Genomic DNA, 14,466 nt, shown 5'->3' on the forward strand with positions numbered 1-14,466 from the left:
TATGAAGAGGCGTATTGGAACAGTTGCTGCGATTGTGTTGGTTCTTGCGCTGACTGCATGCGGGGAACAGGGTACCGGTGCAGGAACTGATGCACAAGTTCAGGAGCAGCAGGGAACAGAAGAACAGGATAAGACTGCAGGAAAAGAGGAAGAACCGTCAGAAGATAAAACTTCACAGGATGATGCGGGAGCAGACGAGGAAAAAACAGAAGAAGAACTGCGGGAAGAAACAGAAAATCAGCGTGAGATAGAAGTGTACAGCAGCAATGAAGATGCCACAGAATTTGTCACAACATTGGCAGTTATTCCGGACTTGACAGCAGCGAATATTTTGAATGAACTTGCATACAAGAATGTAATTCCGGAAGATATTGCTGCAAACAGCTGTAAGTTGAAAGAAGAAGGCGGAAAACGACTTTTGGATGTGGATCTGTCAGGGAATTTTGCAGAGTATCTTGGAAGTCAGGGGACAAGTGGAGAAATGCTGACGATGGGAAGTGTCTGCAATACCTTTTTGAAGGCATATGTGTGTGATGGTATCAAAATTACTGTTGATGGAAATATGCTGACGACAGGACATGCAGAGTATGATGGTTACCAGGAATTTATGGAATCAGCAAGATAATGAGGATAAGGTAAGGACTGTTAATATGAGTGATAAGAAAAAACCGGAATACCGGATTGCTTGGATGAAAGTGCTTCGGAAGCTTTCTATTTATAATATTAAAAAGGGACTGCTGTATTTGAGACATTATGGACTGAAAGAATTCTGGTTTCGAATGAAAGAGCGTTTCCAGGCAGAAGCAGCAGATTATGGGAAATGGTATGAGAATCATAAGGCATCTGAGGAAGAGCTTGCAAAACAGCGTAAAGAACATTTTGCGAAAGAACCTTTGATCAGTATCCTTGTTCCGGTCTATAATACTCCACGGGAATTCCTTATTCAGTTGTTAAGATCTGTCGGGACACAGACCTACCATAACTGGGAGCTTTGTATTGCAAATGCCAGCGTAGATAATAAGGGAGTAATCGAGGTGCTGGAACATTATCAGGAGAAAACAAAACGCCTGAAAGTGATTAATGTTCCGGAGAACGAAGGAATCTCTCAGAATACGAATAAAGCGCTGTCGATTGCATCCGGAGAGTATGTAGCGCTTCTGGATCATGATGATCTGCTGGCGCCAAATGCACTTTATGAGATTGTGAAAGTGATTAATAATAAGGAAGATGCGGATGTTATCTATACAGATGAAGACAAGGTAACCGCAGATTTGAAAGAACATTTCCAACCGCATTTTAAACCGGATTTTAGCGAAGATCTTTTGCGTTCCAACAACTATATCTGTCACTTTTTTGTGGCAAAACGGGAAATCGTGAATGAGGTTGGCGGATTTCATCCGGAATTCAATGGTGCGCAGGATTACGATCTGATTTTCCGCTGTACAGAGAAGGCAAGAGGTATCTACCATGTACCGAAAATTCTTTACCACTGGAGAACCCATAAGGCTTCTACTGCGGACAATCCGGCAAGTAAAATGTATGCATTTGATGCGGGAAAGAGAGCGATTGAAGAACACTTAAAACGAGTGGGAGAAAAGGGCGAGGTCAGCCATACAAAAGATCTTGGATTTTATCGGGTAAAATATCCGGTGATCGGAAATCCGAAGGTGTCAATTATTATCCCGAACAAAGATGAAATTGCATCTCTTGAGAAATGTATCCATTCCATTCGGGAAAAAACAGATTATAAAAACTATGAGATTATTGTTGTAGAAAATAATAGTGAAAAGAGCGAAACATTTGAGTTTTATAAGAAAATTGAGCGTGACTGGCTGAAGGTAATTTATTGGGATCGAGAGTTTAATTATTCGGCAATCAATAACTTTGGCGTACGGCATGCCACAGGAGATTATCTGCTCTTCCTGAATAATGATGTGGAAGTGATCAACAGTGACTGGATGACGGAAATGCTGTCTCATTGTCAGAGAAAACATGTCGGAGTTGTAGGGGCGAAGCTTTACTATCCGGACAATACGATTCAGCATGCAGGAATTGTTATTGGGATCGGCGGAATTGCCGGGAATATGTTTACCGGTATGTCGAGAAGCTTTACAGGATATCTTCACAAAGCATCGATTCAGCAGGATTTAAGCGCAGTGACGGCGGCATGTATGATGGTGGAGCGTCATGCATTTGAGAAGGTAAAGGGATTCGAGGAAGATCTGGCAGTGGCATTTAATGATGTAGACTTCTGTTTGAAAATTCGAAAAGCAGGATATCTTATTGTATATAATCCGAATGTAGAGTTATATCACTATGAATCAAAAACACGGGGAAAAGAAGACACGAAAGAAAAGCTGAAACGCTTTCAGGGTGAGATTGATTACATGAAAGAGCGTTGGAGTCAGATTCTTGAGCAGGGAGATCCCTATTACAATGTGAATTTTTCGTTGATAAAATGTGATTATTCTTTGAAGAATAACGACAGAAAGTCATAGATTAAAAATGTGTGAAAAGGGCGGGTTTTGTTAAAAACTTGCCCTTTTTTTCATTCAATGGTATAATAAAAAAAAGTTTATCCTGAATTTGTGCATATTTTTGAAGCAGTTTGGGCAGATTAAGGAAAATTTAAGACAAAAAATATTGAGTTTCAGAAACTCCTGTTATATGATAGAACAGTCATTTTAGGTAAAGGAATTATATTATGTACAAGAAGAATAAAAAAAGCTGGGTAAAGCATCTTGACTTTTTGCTGTTAGATGCGCTCTGTCTGGAAATTACATTTTATATTTCATATATGATTCGTGTGGATAAGATGTTTCGTTTTCCAGTCATTCAGGATTACTATGACAGGCTTGCACTTGTATTGCTGTTGTTAGATCTTTCGATTGTATTTTTTACAGAGGCTTATACCGGGATTCTGCGCAGGAATCGGGTTCAGGAGCTAAAAGCGGTTGTTATGCACTGTACAGCGATCTTTCTTGGGATTACTGTTTATCTGTGGGTGACAAAGCAATCGGAGATTTATTCTCGCCAGGTTATTCTTGTATTCTGGGCAGCATCTATCTTTGTGGAATATTTTGGAAGATGTATTTTGAAGATCATTGTAAGACAATACATGATCCACAGAAAGAAATTTTCTAAAATGATCATTATTACAGAAGAGAGATATGCTCTGGAATGTGTTTCTGATTTTAGAGATAATCGCTATAAAGAATTTGAAGTAGCAGGCGTGGTGCTTCTGGATGTGGACAAGACCGGTGAAGAAGTGTACGGAGTGCCTGTTGTTGCGGCGGCAGATACCTTTCTTGAGTATGTCCGTCTCAATGTGGTAGATGAGATTTTTATTCATGGAGATACAAGGGAAGGCAGCGAGGCTTTGGCAAATGAGCTGATCGAACTTGGACTGACAGTTCATTTCAGTCTTGTGCGAGAATCACAGCTGATGCCAAATAAGATGGTAGAGCATTATGGAAGATACATGGTCTTGACCTCCAGTATGAAGATTGCGACTACGAGACAGCTGTTTTTAAAGCGGGCGATGGATATTGTCGGAAGTCTTGTCGGACTTTTCATTACAGGAATTGCCTTTCTGATTTTTGCACCGATTGTTAAGATCCAGTCTCCGGGACCAATCTTCTATTCACAGACACGTGTCGGAAAGAATGGACGTCAGTTTAAGTTTTACAAATTCCGCACGATGGTCGTTGGAGCAGATGCAATGAAGAAAGACCTTATGGCACAAAATGAGATGAAAGGGCTCATGTTCAAGATGGAGAATGATCCCCGCATCTTTGGTATCGGAAAATTTATGCGTAAATATTCCATCGATGAACTTCCGCAGTTCTGGAATGTGCTGAAAGGGGATATGAGTCTTGTCGGGACAAGACCGCCGACAGTGGAAGAGTTTAAACAGTATGAGCTTCATCATAAAGCAAGGCTTGGCATCAGACCGGGACTTACCGGAATGTGGCAGGTCAGTGGACGGAGCGATATTAAAGATTTTGAAAAGATTGTGGCACTGGATACCCAGTATATATCCAACTGGTCACTGGGAATGGATATGCGGATTTTGTTCCGTACAGTCCTTGTAGTGCTGACAGGAAAAGGATCATCATGATAGATATTTCAATTGCAATTGTAGCTTATCATAACGAGACGGATGTGAGAAATGCGGTATGTTCCATTGAGGAGCATACCGCTGTGACTATATCCAAACAGATTTATATTATTGATAACAGCATTCAGACGAATACGCTTGCAGATTTGTCCCGGGAATTTTCAGATGTAATCTACATGCGAACAGGAGAGAACCTCGGATTTGGAGGCGGACATAATTATGTGCTTCCGAATCTGGAGTCAAGGTTCCATGCAATTGTGAATCCGGATATTCTTTTGAAAGAAGATACGTTTTCGATTCTTCTTGAATTTATGAAGGATGAGACGATTGGAATGGCTGTGCCAAGAATGGTGGATGAGCAGGGGATGCGTCAGGATGCGTACCGAAGAGAACTTACAGTGGCGGACATGGGAATCCGCATGTTTTTGCCGGGGTGTTTCAGGAAAAGGCAGCGATACCATACGATGCAGGAAATGGATTATACAAAAGTTTTTGAAGTGCCGTTTGCGCAGGGAAGCTTTTTGTTTATTCGCACAGAATTGTTTTGCAGGCTTGGTGGATTTGATCCGCGGTATTTTATGTACATGGAAGACGCGGATCTGTGCCGGCGGGTAAGGCAGGAAAAGCGTCTTGTTTATTGTCCGGACACAACCGTAATTCACCGCTGGGAGAAGGGATCGCACAAAGATATGAAGCTTCTGCTCTGTCATGTGATTTCAATGATGAAATATTTTCACAAATGGGGGTGGAAGCTGTGGTAGATCAAATCCGCATTTCGGTTGCTGTTGTGACTTATAATGGAGTGCGTTATCTGGAACAGCAGCTGGTTTCGATTTTGAATCAGCTTGGCGAAGAAGATGAAGTTGTAATTTCGGATGACGGATCAAACGACGGAACAATTGATCTGATTCGTTCTTTTCAGAAGACAGATTCCAGAATACGTCTGATAAGCGGACCGGGAAAAGGCGTTAAGAAGAATGTAGAACACGCGCTTTTGCACACCAGAGGGAAATATATATTTCTGGCAGATCAGGACGATATATGGATAGATACAAAGGTGGAAACCGTTCTGAATTGTTTTAGGGAAAAGCATTGTATGGTAGTGATCCACGATGCCCATGTATTTGCCGGAGAAAACCCTGAAGAATTTATGATGGATTCTTTTTTTGATTTTCGAAATGCAGGAGCAGGAGTTGTGAAAAATATTGTGAAAAACAGCTATATCGGATGCTGCATGGCATTTCGGAGGGAACTTCTTGAAACGGTTATTCCGATTCCGTCCCGGATTGAGATGCATGATCAGTGGATCGGAGTACTGGGAGATGCACTGTTTGGCGAGTCCTGTTTCTACAGGAAGCCTTTATTACTGTATCGAAGGCATGGAGAGAATCAATCCGATATGAAGCATTATGGAATCTTTAAGATGATTCGTAATCGGATCGTATTTGTAAGTTGTTTTGTGGCGCGGATGATACGGGAGAAAGTCTGCGGCAGGCAAAGAGGAAAGCATAAAGGAGTATAAATATGGCAGATCGACGAAATTCTGAGAGAGACAGAAGGCGTCGGCCGGATGACAGGCGGCGCAGCGATGAATATAGAAGGCAGGAGAGCAGGCGGCAGTATGACAGCCAGAGCAGGCCGGAAGGAAGAAGACAGAATCCGGAACGAAGAAGACCGGAAGAGCGTATGAGTGCAGAAGAGCGCAGAAGACGAGAAGAAATCCGGCGGAGAAATGAGCGGAGGAGGTCAGAGGACCGGAGGAGTTATGAAGAGCGAAGCGCAGTCAGAAGAGAGCCGGAAAATTACGGAGAACGCAGGCGTCCGTCTAAGAAGGAGGTACGCAGGCAGAAAGAAGAGCTGCGCAGGAAACGCAAGCGAAAACGGATCATACTTCTTGTGTCTGAAATTGTAGTTCTGGCAGTACTCTGTGTTGTTGCGTATGGAGTGATGAAGCTTGACAAGATAGATTATACAAAGCTGGATAAAGGGAAACTGGAAGTGTACCGTGATACAGGTCCATATACCAATATAGCGCTGTTTGGTCTGGATTCAAGAGATGGAGAGATTGATGGCGGTGTTCGAAGCGACTGTATGATGGTGGCAAGCATTAATAATGAGACAGATGATGTCAGAATTATTTCTATTTATCGAGACACGCTTTTGAAACAGGAAGACGGCGAGTTTGCAAAGGCCAACAGTGCATACGCAAGAGGCGGTCCGCAGGCGGCGATTGCATTGATGAACCGCAATCTGGATCTGGATATTCAAAATTATGTGAGTGTGAATTTTAATTCTCTCGTAGATATTGTGGATGCTCTTGGCGGAATTGAAATTGAGCTGACAGAAGAGGAACGGGTACATATGAATAACTACCAGGTAGAGACGGCAGAAGTTGTGGGACAGGCAGTGCAGGAAGTTGAAGAGGCAGGGCTTCAGAAACTGAATGGAGTGCAGGCTGTTTCCTACTCAAGAATCCGCTATACAGACGGAGGAGATTATAAGCGTGCAGAGCGTCAGAGACTTGTCCTGCAAAAGATCGTTGAGAAAGCTCAGAAGGCAAATCTTCGGACATTAAACAAATTGCTTGATAAAGTGCTTCCGCAGATTTCAACAAGTTTTTCTCAGACACAGCTTCTTGGTATTGCTGCGAATGCATTATCTTATAAAATTGGCGAGATGCGTGGTTTTCCGTTTGAAGTTGCAGGAACGGACAAGATTGCAGGAGATAATGCATCCTATGTTATCCCTGTTGGTATTGCGAATAATGTGACTCAGCTTCATCAATTCCTTTTTGCGGAAGAGAACTATGTGCCATCGGAGATTGTTCAGTCGATCAGCAATGAAGTGAGCGAATTATCCGGAATTTATCCGGAAAATGAGTAGAAAGTGGGTAAGACTGTGGGGAATTTCCGTATAAATGTTGAAATTTTCGGCAAAATACGCTAATATAAGTGGGAATTTGAATATTTGTAAACATATCGAGAAAGGATAGGATTATGGCTGCAAGAAGGAGAAGAAGAGGAAGAAGAAAGCAGAAAAGAGGCTTTTCTTCCTGGTCGGCAGGAGCGAAGGTAGCTGCAATTATCGGAGGGACTTTTTTGCTCTTAATGACCTGCGGAATCGTTATTGTTGCACAGAAACTAGGAAAGATTGACTATCAGAAGATAGATCCGAAGCGCCTTAGTATTTCCGAAGAGGTGGAGCATCAAACAGGGGTAGTAACATTTGCCCTCTTTGGACTGGATTCCCGTACCGGTCAGCTCGATAGAGGTACATTAAGTGATACAATGATTATCGCAGTACTTGACCGGGAGACAAAAGAGATAACGATGTCATCTGTTTATCGGGATACGCTTGTACAGATGGAAGATGGTTCATACAATAAAGCCAATGCAGCATATGCATTTGGGGGACCACAGGAAGCAATTTCAATGCTGAACCGGAATTTTGACTTAAATATTGAAGACTATGTATCGGTGAATTTTAATGCGCTCGTCAATGTGATCGATGCGCTTGGCGGAGTAGATCTTGATGTGACAGAAGACGAAGTTCCGCATTTGAATAACTACCAGGTGGAGACATCGAAGGTAGTAGGACAGGAGCGGATTCCGCTGGAGCATGGCGGAATGCAGACGCTGAATGGTGTACAGGCAGTTTCGTTTGCCCGGATTCGTATTATCGGGGGCGATCAGCAGCGTACAGAACGCCAGAGACGTTTGATCCAGGCAATCACAGATAAGGCTCAGACGGCAAGTCTTTCTACGATCAATAAGATTATTGACCAGGTATTTCCGCAGATTTCCACAAGCTTATCGCTTGGAGAAATTTTGGATTATGCCAAAGATGCGTTTAAGTATAAGCTGGGAGAGAGTAAGGGCTTCCCGTATGATCAGTTCTACAATACACTTTCCGGTATCGGAAGTGTAGGAGTAGTAAATGATCTTCCGGCGGATGTGACAGGACTTCATCAATTCCTTTATGGGGCAGAAACACCGTACACGCCTTCTTCTACGGTTGTACAGATTGGACAGGAGATGCTGTACCGCGGACAGGGAAATGGCAGCAGTGACAGCAGCGATGAAGAAGATGAAGATTCGGATTATAGCTCATATTCTGAAGAGGAATCTTATACAGAAGAAGATGAGGATTACAGCGATAATAGCGGTAATGACAGCGGGTATGATGAGTCTTACAGTGAGGATACCGAAGGAAATGATTCGGGATACAATGAGGATTCGGGAGAGATGACCGAATAGTCAGGAGGTTTATAATGAATAAGATACGAAAGAAGCTGGGAATGCTGTTGGCAATCTGCCTGCTCCTTCCATGTTTTTCTATAGTGGCACATGCGGCAAGCGGCGTACTTACGTTTTCTGATCCAACAACGAAAGTGGGAGAAACGGTTACGGTAAAGGCAAAGCTGGATGCTTATGGCTCTCCGATTGGCGACGGGGATATTACAGTAACATATGATCCAGCAAAGCTGGAATTTGTCAGCGGACAGAATGCCAGTGGCGGGAGCGGCACTGTGACATTATCTACAACCGGTGATGGTTCTGTTACAGAACTCAATTATACAATGGAGTTCCGGGCTTTGGCGGAAGGAACGACTAACATTGAAGTGTCAGGGTATACAGCTTACCTTTACAATGATGAGACGCTGGATGTTACACTTGGCTCTTCAGCAGTGACGATTGAACCGGGAGACGGTACTGTGCAGCAACCGGCTGCTGCGACCGGAACCGGACCGGCAGTAACGGTAAATGGAATTAATTATAATATCAATGGAACATTTGCAGATGTGCTGATTCCGGAGGGGTTTGTGCGGACCACACTGACATATGAGGGACAGGAATGTCAGGTACTGCAACAGGAAACAAGCGGTCTTTATATGATTTATCTGACAGGTGCTGACGGAACAAGCGCTATGTTCTTATATAATTCAGAGACAGGCGAGTTCTCAGCATGTGAGAAGGTTCGTCTTTCTGATACGAATGATATCTTCCTGATGCAGTTCAAACCGGATATGGAGCTGCCGAGCGAATATAAGAGTACAGAGTTCGAAATGAACGGAGTTGTATATCCGGCATGGCAGGATCCTTCGAAACAGGAGTTTTATATTGTATATGCCTTAAACAGTGCAGGCCAGAAGAATTTCTATCAGTATGACGCTTCGGAAGCAACGTATCAGAGATATGTGGTGACAGTTGCGAAAGATACAGAAGAAAAAGCCACAGGTTTCTTTGGGAAAATTGAATCAAAATTAAAAGAGAATTTGAGCAAACTTTTAATTGGTGTATGGGCAGTCTTTATTGTGATGCTGATCATTCTGATTGTACTTGTGGTAAAATTAAAACACCGCAATGAGGAACTGGATGACTGGTATGAAGACTTTGGAGACGAGTATGAGAAGAAATTAAAGGCGGAGCAGGCGGCAGCAAAGAAAGCAAAACAGGCAAAAGCAGCAGGAAAACAGACAAGAAAACAGACGCCGGCAAAGAAACAGAAAAATTATGGTTATGCAGAATTAGATGAATTCGAAGATGAGCTGGATGATGATTTTTATGAAGACGATATGTTAGATGATGAACGTTATGATGATTACGATGACGATTATGATGCTGACGCTTATGATGATGATTCTTATGATGACTATGATGACGATTACGATGATTATGAAGACGATTATGATCGTAAAAAACGGGCAAAAGAAACCGCTGAGTTTTCTTTAAATTTCATAGATTTAGATTAGTTTGAGCAGGATGGAAATTTTCCATCCTGTTTTCAATTTTTTTTTAAGAAATGAACACATTTCTTTCACAATTAGACAGTAAACTACAATCATAGAAAACAGGAAGGAGACTTATATTATGAGTAATGAATATAGCTATCAGATTCCAAATGATGGGGATCAGAATTATACAGAATCAAATCAGGAACCGGAGAATAGAAGACCGAAGAAAAAAGGCAGGAAGGCAGTTGCAGTTGTCTGTGCCGGAATGGTATTTGGATTAGTGGCGTCTGTTACATTTCAGGCATCGAACTATATGGTGGAAAGAGTGCTTGGCAAATCTGAGCGGACAACGAGTACAACGAAGAATACATCCAGTTCCAGTACGAATGTAAACAGTACAAAACTGACGCAGACAAAAAGCACTGTTACTTCAGATATTTCTGAGATCGTAGAGAATGCAATGCCTTCCGTTGTTTCCATCACGAATATTAGTGTTCAGCAGGTGCAGAGCTTTTTCCAGGGAACGCAGGAATATGAGAGTCAGAGCAGCGGCTCAGGAATTATTATCGGAAAGAATGATTCAGAACTTCTTGTTGTAAGTAATAATCATGTTGTGTCCGGAAGTGATACGCTGACAGTAACATTTATCAATAATACAAGTGTAGAGGCTCAGATCAAGGGTACGGATCCGGACAAAGATCTGGCTGTAGTTGCAGTTCCGCTTGATAAGATTGATGAGGATACGATGAGCCAGATTGCCGTTGCAACACTTGGAGATTCTTCTGAATTGAAAGTCGGAGAGCCTGTCATTGCCATTGGAAATGCTCTTGGCTATGGGCAGTCTGTGACAAATGGTATTGTCAGCGCCAAAGACCGTACATTGAGTTCTTCTAATCCGGAAGGAGAGACAGAAGAAAATTCTGTAAAATATATCCAGACAAATGCAGCGATTAATCCGGGTAACAGCGGTGGAGCTCTTTTGAATATGAACGGCGAAGTCATTGGAATTAACACTGCGAAAGTTGCAGACAGCGCCGTAGAAGGTATGGGATATGCGATTCCGGTTTCGGACGTAAGCGATATCATTGAAGATCTTATGAACCGGACAACACGGACGAAAGTCAATGAAGGCGAGCAGGGTCAGCTTGGTATTACGGGATTTGACGTGGCAGAAGAGAATGCAGCAATGTACGGTATGCCAAAAGGTGTATATATTTCTAAAGTTGCCGGAGGCAGCGGAGCCGAGAAAGCAGGATTGACAAAAGGAAGTATTATTGTGGAATTCGACGGAACGGCAATTGACAGCATGGCAACACTTCAGGAACGTTTGCAGTACTATAAGGCCGGAGAGACGGTTTCTGTGACAGTACGAGTGCCGAGCGCAACGGGAGAGTATACAGAGAACACGGTAGATGTGACTCTTGGAGAACGCACAACAGCAAAATAAAATGAGAAAAAGCTGTAGAATATTCAGAGGATTCTCTGATATCTACAGCTTTTTTATGTCATTAACAGTCTGAGTTTCTCAGGCGAAGGATTTCGTCGATCAATTCTTTTGCAGCCTCTTCTTTTGTAAGCAGCTGCAGCTCTTTTGTCGTATCTTTTGTAATCAGTGTAATGATATTGGTATCTGTGCCAAATCCGGCGCCGGCTTCTTTCAGATTATTAGCAGCAATCATATCCAGATTTTTTTTCTCTAATTTCGTTTTGGCATGCTCGATTAAATGTTCTGTTTCCATTGCAAAACCGCAGAGGAATTGTCCGTTTTGTTTGTGATTTCCAAGAAAAGCGAGAATATCATCAGTCCGTGTGAATGTAAGAGTCATATCTGAGCCGGACTTTTTGAGCTTTTCATCAGCAACCTGAGCTGGACGGTAATCTGCGACAGCGGCAGCTTTGATGATAATATCCTGATCCTGGCTGCGGGAAGTGACAGTTTCAAACATATCGCGGGCTGAAAGAACCGGTACAACGTCTACAAAAGGCGGTGGTTCAATCGAAGTTCGTCCGGTTACTAATGTGACAGAAGCTCCGCGGAGCATGCAGTTTCTTGCAATGGCATATCCCATCTTGCCGGTAGAGTGATTGGAAACGAAACGCACAGGATCAATGGCTTCGATTGTCGGACCGGCAGTCACAAGAACGTGAAGTCCGTCCATATCTTTTGGGAAAGCCAGTTCTCGCAAAATGTATTGAAGCAGTGTATCCGGTTCCGGCATCTTTCCGGCGCCGGTATCTCCGCAGGCAAGATAACCGGTGGCAGGGGTAATAATCTCCATGCCGTATCCGCTTAGACGTTTTAGATTATCCTGCACGATCGGATTCTCGTACATGCGTGTGTTCATTGCCGGAGCGATCAGTTTCGGACACTGACAGGCAAGAACAGTTGTTGTCAGCATATCGTCTGCAATTCCGAAAGCGAGTTTTCCAATGACATTGGCTGTAGCCGGAGTGATCATTACAAGATCGGCTTTCTTTGCAAGAGATACATGTTCTACTTGAAATTCAAAATTCCGGTCAAAGGTATCGACCAGACATTTGCGTCCGGTCAATGTCTCAAATGTGATCGGGTTGATAAAGTTTGTAGCGTTTTGTGTCATGATTACATGAACTTCTGCATGCTGTTTGATAAGCATACTGGCAAGTGAAGCAGACTTATAGGCAGCGATGCCGCCGGTAACGCCAAGAATGACAGTTTTTCCCTTTAACATAATGATAGTCCTTTCCAAAAATTCTGGACTCATTTTATCATATTCCCGCTGAAATTGCACGCAGAAAACAAGGAGAAGTAAGTGGGAAATGTTGTTTTTGAAAAATGTGTGTGCTATAATGTCTCCGTATTGTATCTCCGGAAAGGAGAATAATAACAAGGAGGAAAATTAAATATGAGTGAAACAAAAACAGTAAGAGCAGGAAATTCAGCAAAGACAATGTCAGTTGTACAGATTGCCCTGTTTGCGGCGGTGATTGTTATTATGGCATTTACCCCGTTTCTTGGCTTTATTCCTCTCGGTTTTACAAGAGCGACCATTATACACATTCCGGTGATTATAGGTTCGATTCTCTTTGGACCGGTGCAGGGAGCGGTACTTGGATTTGTTTTTGGGCTGACAAGCTTTGTAAATGCAACGATGAATCCGACTGTGACATCATTTGTGTTCACACCGTTTTACAGTGTGGGAGATATACATGGTGGATTTGGAAGCTTGATTATTTGCTTTGTTCCGCGAATTCTAACAGGTGTTGTGCCGTACTATGTATACCGGCTGTTCGATAAGATTGGAAAAAATTATCCGAAGAAACAAACACTGGCGCTTGGAATGGCGGGACTGACAGGTTCCCTTACAAACACACTGCTCGTTATGAACTTCATTTATGTATTATTCGGAGAAAGTTATGCCGCAGTGCAGAATGTATCGGTCAAATCATTATATGGTGTGATTTTGTCGGTGATTCTTGTAAATGGTATTCCGGAAGCAATCGTGGCTGTCTGCGTTGTAACACTTGTAACCCGCACGCTGCTGCATATAAAATTTGTGAGAAGATAAGGATGAGAAGTAATGATGGTACTTGCAATTGATATAGGAAATACAAATATTGTAATTGGATGTCTGCGGACAGCAGAGGACGTTGTGTTTGTAGAGCGCCTCTCTACAGATGCAACAAAGACAGTTCTGGAATATGCAATCAGTATTAAAAATGTATTAGAATTATATGGAATAGAAGGAAAAGATCTGGATGGTGTTATCATCTCTTCTGTTGTTCCTCCGGTTACCAATCAGATGAGAGAATCGGTGGAAAAAGTGACGGGATTAAAGGCAATGGTTGTGGGACCGGGAGTAAAAAACGGCCTGCATATTCAGATGGATAATCCTGCTCAGGTAGGAAGCGATCTGATTGTCAATGCGGTTGCAGCGCTGCATGAGTATCAGCCTCCGCTGATTGTAATCGACATGGGAACTGCGACGACACTTTCTGTTGTAGACCGGGAGCGGAATTATATCGGAGGAATGATTTTGCCGGGAATAAGAGTTTCTCTGGATTCCCTTGTCAGCAGAACCTCTCAGTTATCTAAGATCAGCCTGGAAGCTCCTAAGCGTCTCATTGGGAAAAATACGACAGAGTGTATGAAGAGTGGTGTCGTGCATGGAAATGCAGCCTGCATCGACGGTATGATTGAACGGATCGAGACGGAACTTGGAGAAAAAGCAACGGTGCTTGCTACAGGTGGTCTGGCACAGGTGATTATACCGCATTGCCACCATGAAATTATTGTAGATGATGCGCTGCTGTTGAAAGGATTGCTTCTGATTTACTTGAAAAATCAGGAAGAACCGAAGAAGCGGCGCAGATAATCAGATTATCGGTCCGGTATGAGCTATAAGGAAGGCAGAAGAACAGAAAAATAAATATATCAAAAGGCAGTACGTTTAAAGTATGTATAAACTTCTAAACGTGCTGCCTTTTTTGAGTGTGAGAAAAAAATGACAGAGAGAAAAGGCAGGAAAGAGAGATATTTTTTGTAACAAGAAATGATTTTAGCAATTTTTTATGCTAAAATTACCAATATATAAGTAAAATACAGTTAAAAAAAGGATGTGGAGTATATAAA

12 protein-coding genes are annotated in these 14,466 nt (G+C 42.6%); 11 read left to right on the plus strand and 1 reads right to left on the minus strand.

What is annotated here, in order from left to right:
- The first annotated feature begins 1 nt into the window (after window position 1).
- The 9 genes from DWX73_RS01505 (at window position 2) to DWX73_RS01545 (ending at window position 11,301) form a co-directional block, all read left to right on the plus strand.
- On the plus strand, window positions 2-625 hold the full coding sequence (locus DWX73_RS01505; protein WP_158556809.1) for a GerMN domain-containing protein: 624 nt from the start codon (window positions 2-4) through the stop codon (window positions 623-625).
- Between the two features lie 25 nt (window positions 626-650).
- Window positions 651-2,498 carry a glycosyltransferase family 2 protein gene (locus DWX73_RS01510; protein WP_118346373.1) on the plus strand — a complete coding sequence of 616 codons (1,848 nt, stop codon included), beginning with the start codon at window positions 651-653 and terminating at the stop codon, window positions 2,496-2,498.
- Window positions 2,499-2,704: 206 nt separating this feature from the next.
- Window positions 2,705-4,120: a sugar transferase gene (locus DWX73_RS01515; RefSeq protein ID WP_118346374.1), complete on the plus strand. Its 1,416-nt coding sequence runs from the start codon at window positions 2,705-2,707 to the stop codon at window positions 4,118-4,120.
- Entirely contained in the window at window positions 4,117-4,881 is a 765-nt protein-coding gene (locus tag DWX73_RS01520) for a glycosyltransferase family 2 protein (protein ID WP_118346375.1), read from the plus strand. The genes DWX73_RS01515 and DWX73_RS01520 overlap by 4 nt, the downstream gene beginning before the upstream one ends.
- A complete protein-coding gene (locus DWX73_RS01525; RefSeq protein ID WP_242996515.1) occupies window positions 4,875-5,642 on the plus strand; it encodes a glycosyltransferase family 2 protein in 768 nt (255 codons plus the stop codon). The genes DWX73_RS01520 and DWX73_RS01525 overlap by 7 nt, the downstream gene beginning before the upstream one ends.
- 2 nt (window positions 5,643-5,644) lie before the next feature.
- Window positions 5,645-7,003, plus strand: a complete 1,359-nt coding sequence (locus tag DWX73_RS01530; protein ID WP_242996517.1) for an LCP family protein — start codon at window positions 5,645-5,647, stop codon at window positions 7,001-7,003.
- A 113-nt stretch (window positions 7,004-7,116) separates the two neighbouring features.
- Complete coding sequence (locus DWX73_RS01535) at window positions 7,117-8,376, plus strand: LCP family protein (protein WP_118346377.1); 1,260 nt, start codon at window positions 7,117-7,119, stop codon at window positions 8,374-8,376.
- A gap of 14 nt (window positions 8,377-8,390) precedes the next feature.
- Window positions 8,391-9,872 carry a cohesin domain-containing protein gene (locus DWX73_RS01540; protein WP_118346378.1) on the plus strand — a complete coding sequence of 494 codons (1,482 nt, stop codon included), beginning with the start codon at window positions 8,391-8,393 and terminating at the stop codon, window positions 9,870-9,872.
- Between the two features lie 118 nt (window positions 9,873-9,990).
- Complete coding sequence (locus tag DWX73_RS01545) at window positions 9,991-11,301, plus strand: S1C family serine protease (RefSeq protein WP_118346379.1); 1,311 nt, start codon at window positions 9,991-9,993, stop codon at window positions 11,299-11,301.
- 61 nt (window positions 11,302-11,362) lie between these two features.
- Here DWX73_RS01545 and coaBC read toward each other — a convergent pair whose 3' ends face one another.
- Window positions 11,363-12,565 carry a bifunctional phosphopantothenoylcysteine decarboxylase/phosphopantothenate--cysteine ligase CoaBC gene (gene coaBC / locus DWX73_RS01550; protein WP_118346383.1) on the minus strand — a complete coding sequence of 401 codons (1,203 nt, stop codon included), beginning with the start codon at window positions 12,563-12,565 and terminating at the stop codon, window positions 11,363-11,365.
- Between the two features lie 174 nt (window positions 12,566-12,739).
- On the opposite strand from coaBC, the gene DWX73_RS01555 reads away from it, so the two are divergent.
- On the plus strand, window positions 12,740-13,402 hold the full coding sequence (locus tag DWX73_RS01555) for an ECF transporter S component (RefSeq protein WP_118346380.1): 663 nt from the start codon (window positions 12,740-12,742) through the stop codon (window positions 13,400-13,402).
- A gap of 15 nt (window positions 13,403-13,417) precedes the next feature.
- Window positions 13,418-14,209, plus strand: a complete 792-nt coding sequence (locus DWX73_RS01560) for a type III pantothenate kinase (RefSeq protein WP_118346384.1) — start codon at window positions 13,418-13,420, stop codon at window positions 14,207-14,209.
- The last annotated feature ends 257 nt before the right edge of the window (window positions 14,210-14,466 follow it).

Source organism: Coprococcus sp. AF21-14LB (assembly GCF_003458885.1).
Lineage (GTDB): Bacteria > Bacillota > Clostridia > Lachnospirales > Lachnospiraceae > UBA9414.

What these genes read in the sequence shown, in the direction of transcription:
- DWX73_RS01505 (WP_158556809.1), top strand. Translation starts at nt 2, where the DNA reads ATGAAGAGGCGTATTGGAACAGTTGCTGCGATTGTGTTGGTTCTTGCG.
- DWX73_RS01510 (WP_118346373.1), top strand. Translation starts at nt 651, where the DNA reads ATGAGTGATAAGAAAAAACCGGAATACCGGATTGCTTGGATGAAAGTG.
- DWX73_RS01515 (WP_118346374.1), top strand. Translation starts at nt 2,705, where the DNA reads ATGTACAAGAAGAATAAAAAAAGCTGGGTAAAGCATCTTGACTTTTTG.
- DWX73_RS01520 (WP_118346375.1), top strand. Translation starts at nt 4,117, where the DNA reads ATGATAGATATTTCAATTGCAATTGTAGCTTATCATAACGAGACGGAT.
- DWX73_RS01530 (WP_242996517.1), top strand. Translation starts at nt 5,645, where the DNA reads ATGGCAGATCGACGAAATTCTGAGAGAGACAGAAGGCGTCGGCCGGAT.
- DWX73_RS01535 (WP_118346377.1), top strand. Translation starts at nt 7,117, where the DNA reads ATGGCTGCAAGAAGGAGAAGAAGAGGAAGAAGAAAGCAGAAAAGAGGC.
- DWX73_RS01540 (WP_118346378.1), top strand. Translation starts at nt 8,391, where the DNA reads ATGAATAAGATACGAAAGAAGCTGGGAATGCTGTTGGCAATCTGCCTG.
- DWX73_RS01545 (WP_118346379.1), top strand. Translation starts at nt 9,991, where the DNA reads ATGAGTAATGAATATAGCTATCAGATTCCAAATGATGGGGATCAGAAT.
- coaBC (WP_118346383.1), bottom strand. Translation starts at nt 12,565, where the DNA reads ATGTTAAAGGGAAAAACTGTCATTCTTGGCGTTACCGGCGGCATCGCT.
- DWX73_RS01555 (WP_118346380.1), top strand. Translation starts at nt 12,740, where the DNA reads ATGAGTGAAACAAAAACAGTAAGAGCAGGAAATTCAGCAAAGACAATG.
- DWX73_RS01560 (WP_118346384.1), top strand. Translation starts at nt 13,418, where the DNA reads ATGGTACTTGCAATTGATATAGGAAATACAAATATTGTAATTGGATGT.